This is a genomic window from Microbulbifer variabilis (genome assembly GCF_052467165.1).
In genome coordinates this window covers 1,962,703-1,980,611 of record NZ_CP174301.1, presented here as the reverse complement: position 1 = coordinate 1,980,611, position 17,909 = coordinate 1,962,703, and the positions used below count along the sequence as shown (strand labels likewise).

The window sequence follows — 17,909 nt, the reverse complement described above, 5'->3', positions numbered from 1 at the left end:
GGAATGGAAGCAGACTCTAGAAATATTTTTTTATTTTACATAAATTAAGGAGACAAATTCCCACAGAAAGCGGTGAAATTTTTTACACCAGCCAGAGAGAAAAATGTCTTGGCTTCAGATCAAGCTTACTCAATTGGAAAAAGCACTTATTAAATAACTAGAAGTAAAGGAGATAAGAAGTGAAAAATAGCGGGAACCTTACAGGGCCCCCGCCAAAGTGACGCCAATTAACCCTAGAAACTATCGCCAGGCACCCTTACCCACCCCTCCATCAGGATCCGGGCACTGCGACTCATAATGGCTTTGGTGGCCACCCACTGGCCACCAACAACTTTCGCATGGGCTCCAACCCGCAATGTGCCTGAAGGATGGCCAAAGCAAATGGAATTACGATCCCCCCCACCGGCGGCGAGGTTTACCAGGGTGCCGGGAATCGCAGCTGCAGTACCGATAGCTACAGCAGCGGTACCCATCATGGCGTGGTGCAGCTTACCCATGGAGAGGGCTCGCACGAGCAAATCAATATCTTGCGCCGCTACCTTTTTTCCACTGGAGGCGATGTAGCCCTGTGGCTTGGCGACAAAGGCAATCTTCGGTGTGTGCTGCCGGGCCGCGGCCTCCTCCACAGAGGAAATCAGGCCCATCTTCACTGCACCGTAGGCACGGATGGTCTCGAACATGGCGAGTGCCTTGCTATCGCCATTAATGGCATCCTGAAGCTCAGTGCCGGTATAGCCAATATCTTCCGCATTGACGAAGATGGTGGGGATACCGGCACTGATCATGGTCGCCTTGAGCACACCGATCCCGGGCACGTCCAGATCATCGACGGGGTTACCGGTGGGAAGCATGGCACCCTCACCGTCCGAGGGGTCCATAAACTCAATTTCCACTTCGGCTGCCGGGAAAGTTACACCATCCAGCTCGAAATCTCCGGTTTCCTGGACTTCACCGTTGGTAATAGGCACATGGGCGATAATGGTTTGGCCAATATTGGCCTGCCAAATGCGCACTGTACAAATACCATTCTCTGGAATCCGCGCAGCATCCACAAAGCCGCTATTAATCGCAAAGGCTCCAACAGCCGCAGTGAGATTACCGCAGTTGCCGCTCCAATCGACCATGGGCTTATCGATGGAAACCTGGCCAAATAGGTAGTTCACATCGTGATTGGGCTTATCACAGGCAGACAGGATCACCGTTTTGCTGGTGCTCGAAGTGGCGCCACCCATACCATCGGTTTGCTTACCGTAGGGGTCCGGACTGCCGATTACCCGCAACAGTAAATTATCACGGGCCTCTCCTGGAACCTGCGCAACTTCGGGTAGATCCTGTAAACGGAAGAAAACACCCTTGCTGGTTCCCCCGCGCATGTAAGTCGCGGGGATTTTTACTTGAGGAATAAACTTCATAACTCAGGCCGTCGCTTCTGCTTCGAGGAAATCTTTAGCAAAGCGCTGCAAAACACCCCCAGCCTCATAAATGGAAACTTCTTCTGCGGTATCCAGGCGGCATGTAACTGGAGCCTCAACTGTCTCACCGTTGGCGCGGTGGATCAGCAAGGTCAGCGTGGCATGGGGAGTGCGCCCACCAACCACATCGAAAGTTTCAGTACCGTCGATACCCAGGGTTTCACGGGTAGTGCCCGGCTTAAACTCCAGCGGCAACACGCCCATACCGATCAGGTTAGTGCGGTGAATACGCTCGAAGCCTTCGGCGGCAATCGCCTCCACGCCGGCCAGGCGTACACCTTTCGCAGCCCAGTCACGGGAAGAGCCCTGGCCGTAGTCGGCACCGGCAATGATAATCAGCGGCTGCTTGCGATCCATATAAGTCTCGATCGCCTCCCACATACGGGTAACCTGCCCTTCCGGCTCGACACGAGCCAGAGAGCCCTGGCGAATCTCGCCCTTATCATTGCGTACCATTTCGTTGAGCAGCTTCGGGTTGGCGAAAGTTGCACGCTGGGCAGTGAGGTGGTCACCACGGTGGGTTGCGTAGGAGTTAAAGTCCTCTTCCGGCAATCCCATCTTCGCCAGGTATTCACCGGCAGCACTGCTGGCCAGAATGGCATTGGAGGGAGACAAGTGGTCGGTAGTGATATTGTCACCCAGCAACGCCAGCGGGCGCATGCCCTTCAAGCTGCGCTCGCCTGCCAGGGCACCTTCCCAATAAGGTGGACGGCGAATATAGGTGCTCGTTGGACGCCAGTCATAGAGTGCGTGACCCTGCTCTTCTGCGGCATCCCGCTCTTCAAACATGGGAATATACACATCGCGGAACTGCTGCGGTTTCACGCTCTGACGTACGATCGCATCGATCTCTTCGTCGCTGGGCCAGATGTCTTTCAGGGTAATCGGGTTGCCATCGGCATCGTATCCCAGCGCATCTTTTTCGATGTCGAAACGGATGGTACCGGCAATAGCGTAGGCAACGACCAGCGGAGGTGAAGCCAGGAAAGCCTGCTTGGCATAGGGGTGAATACGACCGTCGAAGTTGCGGTTTCCGGACAGGACAGCGGTTGCATACAGGTCGCGGTCGATCACTTCCTGCTGGATTTTCGGGTCCAGGGCACCGCTCATGCCGTTACAGGTAGTGCAGGCGAAAGCCACTACGCCAAAGCCCATCTGCTCCAAATCCGGTAGCAGGTCGGCCTCTTCCAGATACATTTTTACCGTTTTGGAGCCCGGTGCCAGGGAGGATTTCACCCAGGATTTGCGGGTCAGGCCAAGCTTGTTGGCATTACGGGCAATCAGGCCTGCGGCAATCATATTGCGCGGGTTACTGGTATTGGTGCAGCTGGTAATCGCGGCAATAATCACAGCACCATCGGGCATCTCACCGGCTTTCTCTTCCCAGGCCTTGGCGATACCGCGATTGGCCAGTTCCGAGGCCGGCAGCAGCGCGTGAGGGTTGGAGGGGCCAGCAAGGTTACGACCTACTGTGTCCAGATCGAACTCCAGTACGCGCTCGTATTCGGCATCCTTCAAGGTGTCGGACCAGAGGCCCGTTTCCTTGGCAAACTTCTCTACCAGGGCTACCTGCTCATCATCGCGGCCGGTGAGCTTGAGGTAGTCGATGGTCTGCTCATCGATAGAGAACATGGCCGCAGTAGCGCCATACTCCGGAGTCATATTGGAAATAGTGGCGCGATCGCCCAGGGTCAGGTTGGAAGCCCCTTCGCCGTAGAACTCCAGGTAGGCACCAACCACGCGCTCGCGGCGCAGGAATTCAGTGAGAGCCAATACCAAATCGGTACCGGTAATACCCGGCTGCAACTTTCCGGTGAGCTCCACCCCAACAATATTCGGCAGACGCATATAAGAGGCGCGGCCAAGCATCACGCTCTCAGCTTCCAGGCCGCCAACACCCACAGAAATCACACCCAGGGCATCTACCATCGGCGTGTGGCTGTCGGTACCGACACAGGTATCCGGGAAGGCCACGCCCTCGCGCACCTGCACCACCGGAGACATTTTCTCCAGATTGATCTGGTGCATGATGCCGTTACCGGGTGGAATCACATCGACGTTTTCAAATGCGGTTTTGGTCCAGTTGATAAAGTGGAAGCGGTCTTCGTTACGACGCTCCTCTACCGCACGATTTTTTTCAAAAGCATCCTTCTCAAATCCGGGGTGCTCTACCGCGAGGGAGTGATCCACAATCAACTGGGTGGGAACAACTGGATTTACCTTGGCGGGATCACCGCCTTTATCGGCAATGGCATCGCGCAGACCGGCCAGGTCTACCAGTGCGGTTTGACCAAGAATATCGTGGCATACCACCCGGGCTGGAAACCATGGGAAGTCCAGTTCGCGCTTGCGTTCGATAATCTGTTTCAGGGAGTCGGACAGTTTTTCCGGCTCGCAGCGACGCACCAGGTTTTCCGCCAGAATACGTGAGGTATACGGCAGTTTGGCATAGGCTCCGGGCTGGATCGCGTCAACGGCGGCGCGGGTATCGAAAAAATCGAGGTCCGTACCGGGCAGTGATTTGCGGTAATCAGTATTCATAGCAGGTAAATCAGTTCAGTCGAATCTTTTTAAAATCATATCTCTTCCGAGAGTGGCTCCAGATCACCCCAAAAGGCAACCTGAAGCCGGCACACTGGGTGTGCTTCACTTCAATAATGAAATGAAAATTAACCACGCTCGGCGATTGGAGTGACTGTACGAGGCTCAACACCTACGTACTCTGCACTCGGGCGAATAATGCGATTGTCAGCGCGCTGTTCAAATACATGTGCAGCCCAGCCAGTAACGCGGGACATTACAAAAATCGGTGTGAACAACTTTGTGGGAATCCCCATAAAGTGATACGCGGAAGCGTGGAAGAAGTCTGCATTGCAGAATAATTTTTTCTCGCGCCACATCACTTCTTCACAACGGACTGATACTGGGTAAAGCACAGTATCACCCACATCTTCAGCCAGCTTTTCAGACCAGGCCTTGATGATCACATTGCGCGGATCGGACTCGCGATAAATAGCGTGCCCAAAGCCCATAATTTTTTCTTTACGCTCCAGCATTCCCAGCAGTTCTTTTTCTGCCTCATCAGGGCTGGAGAAACGCTCGATCATTTCCATCGCCGCTTCATTAGCACCACCGTGCAAGGGCCCGCGCAGGGTACCGATCGCTCCAGTAATACAGCTAAACAGGTCTGACAGAGTAGATGCACAAACACGTGCGGTAAAAGTAGATGCGTTGAACTCGTGCTCTGCATACAGGATCAGGGAAACGTTCATAACCTGCTCATGCAGCGCGTTAGGTTTTTCGCCACGCAGCATATGCAGGAAGTGACCGCCGATGCTGTCATCATCGGTTTCAGTTTCAATACGCACATTGTCGTGGGTGAAACGGTACCAATAGCAAATAATGGATGGGAAAGCGGCCAACAGGCGGTTGGCTTTCTCCAGTTGCTGCGCGAAAGACTCTTCACCTTCCAGGTTACCCAGCATGGAGCAACCGGTACGCATGACATCCATCGGGTGGGCATCAGCGGGGATGCGCTCAAGAACTTCTTTCAGCGCTTGCGGCAGGCCGCGCATGCTTTTTAACACCGCCTTGTACTCAGCAAGCTGACCGCTAGTAGGTAACTCTCCGTAGAAAATCAGGTAAGCCACTTCTTCAAACTGACAGTGCTCAGCCAGATCTTTGATATCGTAACCACGGTAAGTCAGGCCGGAACCGGATTTGCCCACTGTAGACAGTGCAGTTTTACCCGCAACCTGGCCGCGCAGACCGGCACCACCCAATGCTTTCTCTACCATCTTCTTATCTCCCCTTTTTAAATACGCAGTTTCTTTATTCGTTGAGTAAATACCACGCTGGTATCTACTCGAAACGAAAATCCGTTACTTCTTGAACAGCTCGTCGAGTTTCTGCTCAAACACGTGATAATTGAGGTAGTCGTACAGCTCCTCACGGGTTTGCATGGTATCCACAACCGCTTTTTGGTCGCCATTTTGCAGAATGCTGGTGTACACATTTTCCGCAGCACGATTCATAGCGCGGAACGCCGACAACGGATACAGTACGATATCTGCACCGGCGTCACCCAACTCTTTGGTGTTATACAGTTCGGTTTTACCGAACTCGGTAATATTTGCCAAAATCGGCACGTTCAATGCCTCTTTAAACGCTCTGTAGTGCTCTAATTCAGTGACTGCTTCAGCAAAGATACCGTCGGCACCGGCCTCAATGCATGCCTGGGCACGCTCAATGGCCGCATCCAGCCCTTCCTGAGCAAAGGCATCGGTGCGGGCCATAATAAAGAAGTCATCATCGGTACGGGCATCTACTGCAGCCTTGATACGATCCACCATTTCCTGCTTGGAAACGATTTCCTTATTTGGGCGATGGCCGCAACGCTTTTGTGCAACCTGATCTTCAATATGCACTGCACCTGCGCCTGCACGAATCATCTCTTTAATGGTGCGAGCGATATTGAAAGCACCGCCCCAGCCAGTATCTATATCTACCAACAGCGGCAGGTCACTGGCAGCGGTAATACGGCGAACATCCTCGAGTACATTGTCGAGGCTCGTCATACCCAGGTCGGGCAGACCATAGGAGGCGTTGGCAACACCTGCACCGGAAAGGTAAATTGCCTTGTGGCCAATACGTTCGGCCATGATCGCGGAATACGCATTAATGGTACCGACTACCTGTAACGGTGAATTTTCTGCTAGTGCGGTGCGAAAACGCGCGCCGGCGGAAGGCTTTTTGCTCATACTCTACCTCAGTTTATTTTCAATATTCTGCCTGGAAGCGCGGATATGCCGGCGCATTAATAACTCTGCCAGCTCCCCATCCCCCGCTTCTATGGCTTCGATGATATGGCTGTGTTCGCGAAACGCACGCTGGGCCCTGGGACTGGCCATACCCAACTGGTAGCGATACATACGAACACGGTAGTAAAGACGATTGCATAGCGTGTCGATCAGTAAATCATTTTTGGACGCCTGCACTATGCGAAAATGAAAGTCGAAATCCCCTTCCGGTTGGAAATAGGCCTTGCCAGCCTGCAGCTCCTCCTGTTGCTCGTGGCCCGCAAGCATTCTGCGCAAAGCCACCAAGTCCTCGTCACTGCGCTGTTCAGCTGCCAGCCTACAGGCCATGCCCTCAAGGGCTTCACGCACCTCATAGAGCTCCAATAGGCCCCGCTCACTCAGCTCGACCACACGGGCGCCCACATTCACTCTGCGCTCCAACAAACCCAGGGACTCCAGGCGCATTAGAGCCTCGCGCAGGCTCCCCCGGCTTGCATTGAAACGCCGGGCAAGCTCAGGCTCACTAATTTTGCTGCCCGCAGCGATGCGCCCCTCTACAATCTCACCGCGCAGTGTCAAAAAAAGACGCTCAGCCAGACTCTGATGGGCTTCACGTATCGGGACGTTCATACCAATAGTAGCCATTTGCCCTTAACATTGTCGACAATCTCAAAATCCCGCAGACCTTAAAACACTACGACCTGAGCGTCAACTAATGTACTTAAGACAGATTGTTGACAATTTGTAGTGAAGAATGACTTTTGCGGCAGCAGTAGTCTTGCAACACCGAAGTGGGCATAATAGCGCCCGCGCCAGATACGCCATGCTCCACTACCGGGGGCGCTCTATGCTTATCTGGGGTGGGAAAAAATCCCTACGCAAGAATTTCCAAACCCCGGTACAGCGCTCATTTAAAAAGGCTGCCAGCACCCAGGTTTCAGACAGAGTTATGCCGAAGAGTATTATCAGGCGATGGCTGCCAAGCCCCGAAGAAATCCGAGCCAAGAACGGGCTCAAGTTTCTGGGGACTCTTCTCCACGATCCCAACCTATTTCATCTGAATAGGCACTCGGTTTCAGTTGCATTCGCAGTTGGCGTATTTACCAGCTTCCTGCCCTTGCCCGGACAGATGATTATTGCCGCACTGTTAGCCCTATGGCTGCGCTGCAATTTGCCGCTATCGATAATTCTGGTGTGGATTAGCAATCCTCTCACCATGCCGGCTATCTTCTACAGCACCTATAAACTGGGTGCCTGGATTCTGGGCACCCCACCAGTGGACTTTGATATCGAGCTATCCTGGGAGTGGCTCACGGAAGAAGTAGGAAAGATTTGGATGCCGCTATTTTTCGGCTCACTATTGGCGGGTATTTTCTTTGCTACCCTGGCCTATTTTTCTATGCGCGCCCTTTGGCGCTGGCACGTGGTAAAACGCTGGAAACTGCGCCTGGAACGGCGCTCCGCTGTCAGCTAGCACCCCTACGGCAAAACTGCCTGACACTCCATAAAGCCCCTGCGCCCACACCAACAGCTACTAGCGCGGGTAGAGAGTAGTCGGTAGCGATACCCAGCCCCAGTGCAGCAAGAGCCCCAAACAGGAAAGCTATGGTTGCCGCCTTTGCACGATCTCCGCTGGCAGAAAGTGCAACGACCCAAATAACCGCAAGGGCAGAAAGGGCGGCTCCCATACTCACCAACCAGAGAGGGTGCATCTCCCACCCCTCCGCATAACAGACGGAACCTTCACGCAAGCCAGGTGGACAGAAGGTTTTCACCCGCCACTCATCAAACCACAAAGTACCGAACAATACTGCTACCCACGCTGTGGCCGCCAAAGGAACAGGTAATAATTTACGCATCACTCCGGCAACGCTTCTCACGCTTGGGCCCTCTACTCATTGCGTAACGCCGCGGCTGGCTGCACACGGCTAGCCTGCAACGCAGGGTAGAGAGTAGCCAGGAGACTGAGCAGGAACCCTGCACCTACGACTAACGCTACATCTGCCCAGGATAATTCCGAGGGCAGGTAGTCCACCGGATAGACATCAGACTTGAGGAACTGGATACCAAAGAGTGACTCAAGGCCCGCCACCAGGTCTGTCACTGTGAGCGAACCCAAGACCCCAAGGGCACCGCCAACTAGAGCCCCGACCAGGCCGACTAATGCGCCCTGGCTAACAAAAGTGAGCAGGATCTGGCGGGTGCTGGCACCCATGGTACGCAGAATGGCGATATCCGTGTGCTTATCTATCACCACCATTACCAGTGTGGAAACCACATTGAAGGCAGCGATGGCAATTATCAGCAAGACCAGCAGCCCCACCAGATTGCGGGACATCTGGATCGCCTGGTAAAGATTGCCATGGGTTCGACTCCAGTCCGTGCCATAGAAACCCTCCCTGGGCAGCTCCTGCAGCAGTCGGCGCATAATCCAATTGGCCTCCAGCATCTCTGTAACGCGCAACTGCACCCCTGCTCCGCCCTTACTGCCTGCCAGTGCCTTGGCCTGGTCCCAAGAGACCAGAGCCAGCGTTTGGTCAAGGGCGGTTCCAGAGTGAAACACCTCCGCAACCCTAAAACCAGCCACCCTGGCAGCACGGCGACCACCAGAGGCCGCATCGTTGTTTGGCACAATCAGGGAGAGGTAATCGCCCTTTTCCACCCCTAGCTTCTCGGCGATACCACGCCCGAGCACTACGCCGGGCTCAACAGTATTAAGCATTGCCGGAAATGCCTCGGGGCTCAGAAACTCGCTGATATTCGAAACTTCAACAATGGTTTCGGGGTTAACCCCCTGGACCAGCAGTGGTGTTACCTCGGCGCCACGCCGAGCTAGTGCGTTTACCTGCCAAACCTCAGCCGCAGACAATACCTGAGCATCGGCAGCCAGCTTTTTTCGCATCGCTGCCCAATCTACCTCGGAGTTGGCGTTGTAAATGGTTGCATGGGGCATAATGCCGAGAATTCTGTCGCGCAGCTCACGATCGAAACCGTTCATCACCGACATCACCACAATCATCAGAGCGACGCCGAGGACTAGGCCGATCATCGACAAGCCGGAAATAAAGGAAACCAGTCCGGCGGAGTCATCACTTCGCCGCTGGGCGCCGGCATAACGCAGGCCAATAAATGCGGGAAGCGGCTTAAACATGGTCACCCTGATGCCAGTCGCTGAGAAGTTCGCCATCTATCAAGTGCAAACAGCGATCCAGTGCTGCAGCAAGGTCCGGGTCATGGGTAACGATTACAAAACTGATACCCATATCCTGGTTGAGTTGATCCATCAGCCTGTGAATTTCCTGGGCTGTTGCCCTATCCAGGTTGCCAGTAGGCTCGTCCATTAACACGCAGGCTGGACGGGTAACCAGCGCACGCGCGATAGCCACACGCTGGCGCTCACCACCGGAAAGCTGCGAGGGCTTATGGCCAATTCGCTCACCTAGACCCACTGCCTCCAACATGGCTTTTGCCTCGGCACGGGCATCCGCCACACTGTGCTTTCCAATCAGCAGTGGCATAGCCACATTTTCCAGGGCGGTGAATTCATTAAGGAGATGGTGAAACTGGTAGACGAAGCCAAGACTGGTATTGCGCAGCCAGCCGCGTTCATTGGCATTCAAGTCCGCCAGATTTTGGCCCGCCACCCGCACTTCGCCAGAGCTTGGCGTATCCAGGCCGCCCAACAGATTGAGCAGAGTGGATTTACCAGACCCGGAAGCACCAACAATTGCCAGCTTTTCGCCACGCTTCACTTCCAGCTCAACACCTCGCAAGACTGCGAGATCCCTACCCCCCTGTCGGTAGCTCTTGCACAGCTTATGACAGGCCAGCACGGCATCATGGGTATCCGGTGCCGGACGAGCTTGCTCGGTATCTATTTCCACTCGGCTATTCATCAATCTATTCGTCGTCTCTCAATTCGTATAAATCATGTCAACAATCATTACTAATCAATTGATTTTTGACATTTATTCGTAGCGCAAAGCTTCTGCAGGCTCGATCTGAGCCGCGCGCCAAGCTGGAAAAAGGGTCGCCAGAAGACTCATGCAAATAGCCACGGAAAGCACAACAACGGCGTCACCAACTCGGAATTCTGATGGCAGATAACTGACAAAAAATACCCGCGGGTCAAATATTTTGGCCCCCAGCAGGTTCTCAACCCAAGTAACCATCTCGGTCAGGTTGAGTGCTATCAATATCCCCAATACCGCGCCACTAAAAGCACCTATCAGGCCGATTGCACTGCCCTGCACCACGAACACCGCCATAATCTGCCGGGATGTAAGTCCCAGGGTCCTAAGCACTGCGATATCAGAGCGCTTATCTGCCACCATCAAGACTAGGGCCGATACGATATTAAAAGCAGCGACGGCAACGATAATCATCAGCATCAATGTGACTACCGTCTTCTCCATCTTCACCGCCTGGAACAGGTTGCCCTGGGAATGGCTCCAGTCTTCACCGCTAAAACCCTCTCCCAACTCGCTGGCATACAGGGGAACCCTACCTAAAGCGTTATCCATATCATCGAAGCGCAGCTGCAGCCCCTGGACCTTGCCCGGTATGCGCATTAGACGGGCCGCATCTTCAATATTCATCAGGGCAATATTTTGATCCACCTGGGCACCAACGGAAAATACGCCAGCTACTGTAAAACGTTTAGTACGGGGAAAAATACCGGCAGGGGTTACCGAAACTTGAGGCAGAGTGAGTATCACAGACTCACCGGGCATCACATTCAACTGCTGAGCCAGGATACGGCCAAGCACAATGCGATAGCTACGCGGCTTCAACTCATCCAGGCTGCCCAAAATCATGTTCTCGCCCACTTGGGAGACATTGCGCAAGGCAGCCGGTTCCACTCCCTGAAACTGCACTCCATGACTGTCACCATAGGCGCTCAACAGAGCAAAACCCTTAACGAAGGGGCTGACCGCCTCAACGTGGGGCTGCTGCTCAATCTGCTCTGCCACCCCTTGCCAGTTCTGTAGTCCCCCTTCACGCTCAATAAAACCGTGGGGAACCACACTGAGAATCCGTGTTTTAAGCTCACGATCGAAGCCATTCATTACAGAAGTCACAACGATCAGCGCAAGAACGCCCAGCGCCATGCCCACCAAAGAGAAGCCATTGATAAAGGAAATGAACTGCTGCCGACGCCGGGCAGCCACATACCTCAGGCCGATAAATAGGGGTACAGGTTTTAACATAGAGCCGATTTAAACGGAAAAGGACTAAGAAATCCAAGCATTTACACAACATCAGCGCTTTGACTGAGTTTTTAGCGTCATCCGCAGGCGTTTGAGTTCCGCTTCACTCCAATCGGGAGGCTCCGTCAGGGCTATCCAAGCGAGGGTGTATCCAGCCGGTGAATAGCGATGCCCAAAATCCCGCGGTGTTACCCCCACATTAAAGTCCGCGATCAACTGCAGCATGGTAACTACAGGAAACCACCGAAGATCCGGGGACACATCCGGTCCTCTGGGGCGCTCCAGCCAATCAGGCCTTCGGAACATCCAGCGTAAATCAAAGAAGACTATTGGATCACTGGCGTGCTGAAGGAATGCAATGCGGAACCTACCCCAGGGTTCTTGCCCCAAGTAGCCACCGTATTGATTGCCAAAGCGCACTACCTCACCACCCTTAAACTGAGGTAACCAGGCGGGCGTGCCTGGATCACGATTATCGGTAATCATTCGCCAGACGCCCATTCCAAATGGAGGCCCTGCCCAAAGCGCACCGTCGATGGGATTGTCGATAATATCGTAGAACTCAAATGAATCCTCGGAAAGCTGTGCACCCAAACTAAGTCCAAATAGATAAAGCCTTGGGCGCGTACTGGCAGGCAAAGTCTCCCAATAATCATAAATCACCTTAAACAGCCAGCGAGCCGACATTCGGATATATTTGTCATCCGTCAGCAATGCGATCGGACCCGGCAAGTATGAGTACTGAGCCGCTATCGTGGCCACATCACCCCGATATAGGAATTCGAGGGAATTCACCGCACCCGGATCAACCCAACCATCCCCTACCGGAGTTGCAATCAGCAAAATTTCCCTTTCAAACGCTTTGAGTCGCTTCAATTCCTCGAGCGCCAAGAGAGCGCGCTGCTTAGGAGTTTCAGCAGAGTGCAGCCCCACATAAACCCTAATAGGATCTATTCCCTCTCCGGCAATCTCCTTGATTTCCTCAGCGGTAGGTCCCAGCGTCAGAAATCGGCGCCCCTGGTGTCCCATGCTGTCCCAAGACAAAAACGAATTTGCCCCACCTGTCTGGTTGGGATCTTCCGGCGGAGGCAGATCGTCGGCAATAACCTCATCTAACTGTTCATAAACAACTGAAATTGTATGCAGACCCGACTGCAGAAGTACTCCGTTTAAAATGCCCCAGTAAAGCAACAGGGCCACCAGCAGCCCAGCAAGAATTGCCACCCGCTCAGGAATCCTTTTTCCCAGCCGTGCCGATACTGCAAGAACTATCTTGTGGAAGCCTTTACCTAGCTGCCTGAAGAATACAAATATAGCGAATGCCACAACCCCAATCGTAATAAGGCCGGTACTAGATACCGCAGGCATACCCATCAATGAGCGCACAGAGTTCTGCCAGTAGGTACCCTGCCAGAGAAACCCTGAAATCAGGAAAAAACCAAAAACAATTACCCAGCGCTTCAGTATTTGCCGCTGCCGATTATTTAGTGGAATATCCGGAATATCTAAGTACTTCCAAAGTCGGCGAAAAAGTACACCAAAGGAATAGCCGACGGTAAAAGACACTCCAGAAAGGATGCCTTGGACAATAGCACTGCGCGGAATCAGTGAAGGGGTCAGGCTCAGAGCAAAAAAAATCGCGCCCAGCAGCAGGCCAGAAACTGAAAAAGCGACTACTGTTGTTCGCATCCATGCCTGCCTGCTAGACCAAGCTTAACGTCAGCCTAGCATAGAGCCCCGCAACTTAAGGCGGGTAGATCTTTAAGCCACAAACTGCTTTTAACAAGAAAAACCCACGGACTCATGGCGTCTGGGAAATCTCACCGCACCGGATAGGATCTCAGTTTTACGCGCAGACGCTTTAATTCCTCTTCACTCCAATCCGGGGGTTCGGTCAACGCCATCCAGGCCAATATATACCCGGCAGGGGAATATCGATGTCCAAACTCCAGGGGGGCTATACCCACATTCAGGTCCGCCAACAGTTGTAACATTGTTACTACAGGGAACCATTGCAGATCCGGCGATACATCAGGCCCCCTGGGGCGCTCCAGCCAATCGGGTTTACGAAACATCCAGCGCAAGTCGAAAAAGACTATGGGATCGCTGGCATGTTGCAAAAACGCAATACGGAACCGGCCCCACGGCTCCTGCCCCAAATAACCACCATACTGATTGCCAAAACGTACTACCTCCCCCCCTTTAAACTGGGGTAACCATGCCGGGGTTCCAGGATCGCGATTATCGGTGATTATGCGCCAAATGCCTGTACCGAAGGGAGGGCCTGCCCAGAGAGCGCCATCCAGGGGATCATCGATAATGTCATAGAAGTCAAATGAATCTTCAGATAACTGCGCACCCAGGCTAAGACCGAATAAGTAGAGCCGAGGGCGGGTCTCTACGGGAAGGTTCTCCCAATACTCATATATCACTTTGAACAGCGCCCTGGCGGACGTCAATCCATACTGATCATCAGTAAGCAGAGCCACCGGACTGGGCAGATAGGAATACTGGGCAGCAACCGTCGCCACATCCCCCCGATATAAAAACTCCAGTGAGTTGACCGCACCTGGATCGATCCAGCCAGCCCCCGTGGGCGTAGCAATCAGGAGTATCTCCCTGTCGAAGGCCTGAAGGCGTTTCAGCTCTTCCAGGGCCAGGTATGCTCGCTGCATCGGGGTTTCGGCTGCATTCAGCCCCACAAACACACGTATTGGTTCAATGCCTCGCCCTGCTACTTCCCTGATATCCTCTTTAGTTGGGCCGAGCGAAAGGAAGCGCCGCCCCTGGTGCCCAACACTGTCCCAAGACAAAAGGGAATGTGCTCCACCAGTCTTATTTGGGTCCTTTGGTGGTGGTAAACCCTCGGCAACTGCGGTATCGACTCTCTCAGATATCAGCGCAATCGTATGCAGCCCCGCGTTAAGGAGTACGCCATTTAAAACACTCCAATATAGTATTAGGGCCACAAATAACCCCGTGAGCAAGGCTACCCGCTCAGGGATATATTTTTCCAAACGGACCGTGACTACCCGAATAATCCTACGGAACCCTTTACCCAACAACCAAAAGATTAGAAAGACCAGGAGGGCAACCACTCCTACGGTCACAGGCCCAACTCCAGATACTGGCGCCATCCCCATCAATGCACGAATTGAGTTCTGCCAATGAGTTCCCTGCCAAAGAAAACCGATGATCAGACAGATGCAAAAAACTAAAGCTCCACGTTTCAATATACGCCGCTGCCACTGATTAACCGGGATATCAGGAATCTCCAGGTAATTCCATAACCAGTGCACAAACAGACCGAAGATATAACCAAAGGTGAAAGCCGTACCAGCCAGAATGCCCTGCATAAATGCACTGCGGGGAATCAGGGAGGGCGTAAGGGACAGCGCAAAAAATATAGCGCCAATCAGCAAGCCGAAAACCGAAAATATTCTTGTAAGTCGCATCCGAGCCTGCTCGCAGGACCAAGCGTACTAGTCAGCCTAGCACACCCTATCCATCCCTTTTCTTTGGTCAAAATGCTTTTTGACAATGAAAAACGTGAAGAAAGCCAAGTGTTTTGGCATTATTTCTGTTCTAATGAGGTGGCGTAATCGAACACCAAAATTGGAGAACAATAAATGTTCAGCAGAAATCGCAACGGGGTCGCCCATATTGCTGGTACCGTCGCACTGCTTTTTGCATTCGGCGCCCAGGCAAAGCCCATCGAGATGCCAGTGGGCACTCAGGGTGGCGAATCCTCCTTCGAGGAAGTTCGCGGAATGAAGAAAAATGACGTAACCACAAGACTGGGTGAGCCCCTGAGCATCAAGGGCCCTATCGGTGAGCCAGCTATCACACGCTGGGAATACACCGATTTTTACGTTTTTTTTGAGCAGGATACCGTTTTACATACGGTAGTTAAGCCCCGAGGCTAAGCTAAAGCTCCCATAAGCTACACCGGGCAGGATTCCCTGCCTGGCTCCCAACGAACCTCAAGCAGGCTCCCTCAAAATTAACCCAACTCAAAAACACAGTTAACTACAGACCTGAAAACCGGGAGAGGCCAGCGACTACTAGCTTCAATATCAGTCAGCTGGTTGGTTTACTTAAGAACATCGACACTGCCCAACACTGGCATCTCAACTGAAAAAACTGGCAGCCAATATCAACGGCTTTGCTCGCATTCCCCTCTCCACTAGATTTCTGGCCCATGCAATTTCTCCAGGGACATCGGTCAGCAAAAAATATAAATCTCCCAGAAAGCCCCCGCAGACCACTCATGGTCAAACGACCTACTTACCACTCCTTTCCTCTTTATTTCTGCAAACATTAAATAACCAGAGAGCCCAGGAATGAAACCTATTGCAATTTTACTCCTGCTTTTAACTAGCTTTGCCAGAGCCGAAGTCACTCTGGTTCGAGTTATTAAGTCGGAAAACAAGATGTTACTTATGGATGGACTGGGGGTAGTAAATACCTACCGGGTCGCCTTTGGTGCATCCCCTAAGGGGCACAAGTCAGAAGAGGGAGATGAGAAAACGCCTGAAGGACGTTACATACTGAATCATAAAAAAGAGGACTCTTCCTACTACCGCGCTATGCATATCTCCTGCCCCAACGCTCAAGACAAGGCCCAGGCCCTGCAACGAGGCGTTTCTCCAAGAGGCTTTATCATGGTGCATGGCCAGCGTAATGGTCTGGGCTGGCTTGCGGCACTCGCCCAACGGATTAACTGGACGGATGGCTGTATCGCTCTCAGCAACGATGAAAAGGATGAGTTTATGGCCCTGGTACCAACCGGAACACCCATAGAGATTTCCTGGTAACCCCCTGCCCTCTGGGCACCCAAATGGTCAAGGGACTGGATTTCCCCTCGGCAACAGGTCAATATGCCCGCCGTAACTTCAGCTTGGTGGATTGTACAACTTTTAGGCAAGTTGGCGATATTCCACCTTTTAGGACCAGCGAGAAACCGATAGAAAATGACAGTAAAAGTCGAATCCGTAGATAGCCTATTGAAGTCCAGCGGCCGCGAAGGAGAACAAGTTCGCGTGCAGGGCTGGATCAGAACCCGCCGCGACTCCAAGGCCGGCCTATCCTTCCTGGCCGTGCATGATGGCAGCTGCTTTGACCCGATCCAGGTAGTCGCTGAGAATCACCTGCACAATTATCAGTCAGAAGTGCAGCGCCTGACTACCGGCTGTGCAGTGGATATCCTCGGTACCATCAAACCTTCTGAGGGTAAGGGACAATCCATCGAGCTGCTGGCCACAGAAGTTCGAGTTGTAGGCTGGGTTGAAGACCCGGATACCTACCCTATGTCGCCAAAGCGCCACACCATGGAGCACCTGCGGGAGCACGCCCACCTGCGCCCACGCACCAACGTTAGCGGTGCCGTAGCCCGCGTACGTAACTGTATCGCCCAGGCTATTCATCGTTTCTATCACGAGAACGGCTTCCTCTACGTGCATACTCCAATCCTCACCGCTTCTGACTGTGAAGGCGCCGGGGAAATGTTCCGGGTCAGTACCCTGGATATGGAAAACCTACCGCGCACTGATAAGGGCGCTGTGGATTACAGCAAGGATTTCTTCGGCGAGGAGAGCTTCCTCACCGTATCCGGCCAGTTAAACGTGGAAAGCTACTGTCTGGCCATGTCCAAGGTATACACCTTTGGCCCTACTTTCCGCGCAGAAAACTCCAACACCACTCGCCACCTGGCGGAGTTCTGGATGGTTGAGCCAGAAGTCGCCTTTGCGGATCTGGCAGATGTAGCCGATCTCTCCGAGCAAATGCTGAAGTACGTTTTCAAAGCGGTACTGGAAGAGCGTGCCGATGACATGGCCTTTTTCGCCCAGCGTATCGACAAAGAGGCTATCAGCCGCCTGGAGAACATCGTTGATAATGACTTTGCCCGCATCAACTACTCCGAAGCAATCGAAATCCTGGAGAAGTGCAAGGAGAAGTTTGAATTCCCTGTATCCTGGGGTATCGACCTGGCTTCCGAACACGAGCGCTACCTGGCCGAGAAACACTTCAAGAAGCCGGTTATCGTGATGAACTACCCGAAGGATATCAAAGCCTTCTACATGCGCATGAATGACGACGGTAAGACCGTTGCCGCCATGGACGTACTGGCACCGGGAATCGGCGAGATAATCGGCGGTGCCCAACGGGAAGAGCGCCTGGAGAAACTCGATGAACGCATGGATGAAATGGAAGTTCCCAAGGAGCACCTGGACTGGTACCGCGATCTGCGCCGCTACGGCACTGTGCCCCACGCCGGCTTTGGCCTGGGCTTTGACCGCATCGTATCCTATGTTACCGGGATGGGTAATATCCGCGATGTGATCCCCTTCCCGCGCACGCCAAAGAACATCTCGTTCTGATGCAATAAAGCCCCGCACGCGGGGCTTTTTCTTTTCCTGCTTTTATTT

15 protein-coding genes are annotated in these 17,909 nt (G+C 53.2%); 4 read left to right on the top strand and 11 right to left on the bottom strand.

The genetic code is table 11. The annotated features are described in order from the left end of the window. Nucleotides 1-233: 233 nt before the first annotated feature. From prpF to ACJJIP_RS08875, 5 genes are all read right to left on the bottom strand, one after another. Nucleotides 234-1,412, bottom strand: coding sequence for a 2-methylaconitate cis-trans isomerase PrpF (prpF, locus tag ACJJIP_RS08895; protein ID WP_444946694.1), 1,179 nt, complete (start codon nt 1,410-1,412; stop codon nt 234-236). Between the two features lie 3 nt (nt 1,413-1,415). Next, nucleotides 1,416-4,013, bottom strand: coding sequence for a Fe/S-dependent 2-methylisocitrate dehydratase AcnD (gene acnD, locus ACJJIP_RS08890; protein WP_444946693.1), 2,598 nt, complete (start codon nt 4,011-4,013; stop codon nt 1,416-1,418). A gap of 128 nt (nt 4,014-4,141) precedes the next feature. Then, nucleotides 4,142-5,269, bottom strand: a complete 1,128-nt coding sequence (prpC, locus tag ACJJIP_RS08885; protein ID WP_353376279.1) for a bifunctional 2-methylcitrate synthase/citrate synthase — start codon at nt 5,267-5,269, stop codon at nt 4,142-4,144. A gap of 84 nt (nt 5,270-5,353) precedes the next feature. Beyond that, nucleotides 5,354-6,232, bottom strand: a complete 879-nt coding sequence (gene prpB / locus ACJJIP_RS08880) for a methylisocitrate lyase (RefSeq protein WP_020412974.1) — start codon at nt 6,230-6,232, stop codon at nt 5,354-5,356. 3 nt (nt 6,233-6,235) lie between these two features. Continuing rightward, nucleotides 6,236-6,901, bottom strand: coding sequence for a GntR family transcriptional regulator (locus ACJJIP_RS08875; RefSeq protein WP_026305046.1), 666 nt, complete (start codon nt 6,899-6,901; stop codon nt 6,236-6,238). A 319-nt stretch (nt 6,902-7,220) separates the two neighbouring features. Here ACJJIP_RS08875 and ACJJIP_RS08870 point away from each other — a divergent pair, with 319 nt between their 5' ends. Continuing rightward, nucleotides 7,221-7,745 (top strand): DUF2062 domain-containing protein, encoded by a 525-nt coding sequence (locus ACJJIP_RS08870; protein ID WP_020412976.1) that lies wholly within the window; start codon nt 7,221-7,223, stop codon nt 7,743-7,745. Here the strand turns inward: ACJJIP_RS08870 and ACJJIP_RS08865 are convergent. The 6 genes from ACJJIP_RS08865 to ACJJIP_RS08840 form a co-directional block, all read right to left on the bottom strand. Beyond that, nucleotides 7,738-8,151: a hypothetical protein gene (locus tag ACJJIP_RS08865; protein ID WP_157533447.1), complete on the bottom strand. Its 414-nt coding sequence runs from the start codon at nt 8,149-8,151 to the stop codon at nt 7,738-7,740. The two genes, ACJJIP_RS08870 and ACJJIP_RS08865, sit on opposite strands and share 8 nt — an antisense overlap. A gap of 11 nt (nt 8,152-8,162) precedes the next feature. Continuing rightward, nucleotides 8,163-9,422 carry a lipoprotein-releasing ABC transporter permease subunit gene (locus ACJJIP_RS08860; protein ID WP_444946692.1) on the bottom strand — a complete coding sequence of 420 codons (1,260 nt, stop codon included), beginning with the start codon at nt 9,420-9,422 and terminating at the stop codon, nt 8,163-8,165. Then, on the bottom strand, nt 9,415-10,167 hold the full coding sequence (gene lolD / locus ACJJIP_RS08855) for a lipoprotein-releasing ABC transporter ATP-binding protein LolD (protein WP_444946691.1): 753 nt from the start codon (nt 10,165-10,167) through the stop codon (nt 9,415-9,417). Before lolD ends, ACJJIP_RS08860 begins: the two co-directional genes overlap by 8 nt. Before the next feature lie 72 nt (nt 10,168-10,239). Next, nucleotides 10,240-11,481, bottom strand: a complete 1,242-nt coding sequence (locus tag ACJJIP_RS08850) for a lipoprotein-releasing ABC transporter permease subunit (protein WP_020412980.1) — start codon at nt 11,479-11,481, stop codon at nt 10,240-10,242. Between the two features lie 51 nt (nt 11,482-11,532). Beyond that, on the bottom strand, nt 11,533-13,170 hold the full coding sequence (locus ACJJIP_RS08845; RefSeq protein ID WP_444946690.1) for an alpha/beta hydrolase: 1,638 nt from the start codon (nt 13,168-13,170) through the stop codon (nt 11,533-11,535). A 131-nt stretch (nt 13,171-13,301) separates the two neighbouring features. Beyond that, nucleotides 13,302-14,936 (bottom strand): alpha/beta hydrolase, encoded by a 1,635-nt coding sequence (locus tag ACJJIP_RS08840; RefSeq protein WP_020412982.1) that lies wholly within the window; start codon nt 14,934-14,936, stop codon nt 13,302-13,304. A 174-nt stretch (nt 14,937-15,110) separates the two neighbouring features. Between ACJJIP_RS08840 and ACJJIP_RS08835 the strand changes: the two genes are divergently transcribed. The 3 genes from ACJJIP_RS08835 to asnS all read left to right on the top strand — a co-directional run bounded on the left by ACJJIP_RS08835 (nt 15,111) and on the right by asnS (nt 17,861). After that, on the top strand, nt 15,111-15,407 hold the full coding sequence (locus tag ACJJIP_RS08835) for a hypothetical protein (RefSeq protein ID WP_020412983.1): 297 nt from the start codon (nt 15,111-15,113) through the stop codon (nt 15,405-15,407). A gap of 417 nt (nt 15,408-15,824) precedes the next feature. After that, nucleotides 15,825-16,298 (top strand): L,D-transpeptidase family protein, encoded by a 474-nt coding sequence (locus ACJJIP_RS08830; protein WP_444946689.1) that lies wholly within the window; start codon nt 15,825-15,827, stop codon nt 16,296-16,298. 156 nt (nt 16,299-16,454) lie between these two features. Further along, nucleotides 16,455-17,861, top strand: coding sequence for an asparagine--tRNA ligase (asnS, locus tag ACJJIP_RS08825; RefSeq protein WP_020412985.1), 1,407 nt, complete (start codon nt 16,455-16,457; stop codon nt 17,859-17,861). The last annotated feature ends 48 nt before the right edge of the window (nt 17,862-17,909 follow it).

Coding starts and splice junctions, on each gene's coding strand:
- ACJJIP_RS08850 (WP_020412980.1), bottom strand. CDS start 11,481: ATGTTAAAACCTGTACCCCTATTTATCGGCCTGAGGTATGTGGCTGCC.
- ACJJIP_RS08830 (WP_444946689.1), top strand. CDS start 15,825: ATGAAACCTATTGCAATTTTACTCCTGCTTTTAACTAGCTTTGCCAGA.
- ACJJIP_RS08875 (WP_026305046.1), bottom strand. CDS start 6,901: ATGAACGTCCCGATACGTGAAGCCCATCAGAGTCTGGCTGAGCGTCTT.
- ACJJIP_RS08835 (WP_020412983.1), top strand. CDS start 15,111: ATGTTCAGCAGAAATCGCAACGGGGTCGCCCATATTGCTGGTACCGTC.
- ACJJIP_RS08840 (WP_020412982.1), bottom strand. CDS start 14,936: ATGCGACTTACAAGAATATTTTCGGTTTTCGGCTTGCTGATTGGCGCT.
- prpC (WP_353376279.1), bottom strand. CDS start 5,269: ATGGTAGAGAAAGCATTGGGTGGTGCCGGTCTGCGCGGCCAGGTTGCG.
- ACJJIP_RS08860 (WP_444946692.1), bottom strand. CDS start 9,422: ATGTTTAAGCCGCTTCCCGCATTTATTGGCCTGCGTTATGCCGGCGCC.
- ACJJIP_RS08870 (WP_020412976.1), top strand. CDS start 7,221: ATGCCGAAGAGTATTATCAGGCGATGGCTGCCAAGCCCCGAAGAAATC.
- acnD (WP_444946693.1), bottom strand. CDS start 4,013: ATGAATACTGATTACCGCAAATCACTGCCCGGTACGGACCTCGATTTT.
- prpB (WP_020412974.1), bottom strand. CDS start 6,232: ATGAGCAAAAAGCCTTCCGCCGGCGCGCGTTTTCGCACCGCACTAGCA.
- prpF (WP_444946694.1), bottom strand. CDS start 1,412: ATGAAGTTTATTCCTCAAGTAAAAATCCCCGCGACTTACATGCGCGGG.
- lolD (WP_444946691.1), bottom strand. CDS start 10,167: ATGAATAGCCGAGTGGAAATAGATACCGAGCAAGCTCGTCCGGCACCG.
- asnS (WP_020412985.1), top strand. CDS start 16,455: ATGACAGTAAAAGTCGAATCCGTAGATAGCCTATTGAAGTCCAGCGGC.
- ACJJIP_RS08845 (WP_444946690.1), bottom strand. CDS start 13,170: ATGCGAACAACAGTAGTCGCTTTTTCAGTTTCTGGCCTGCTGCTGGGC.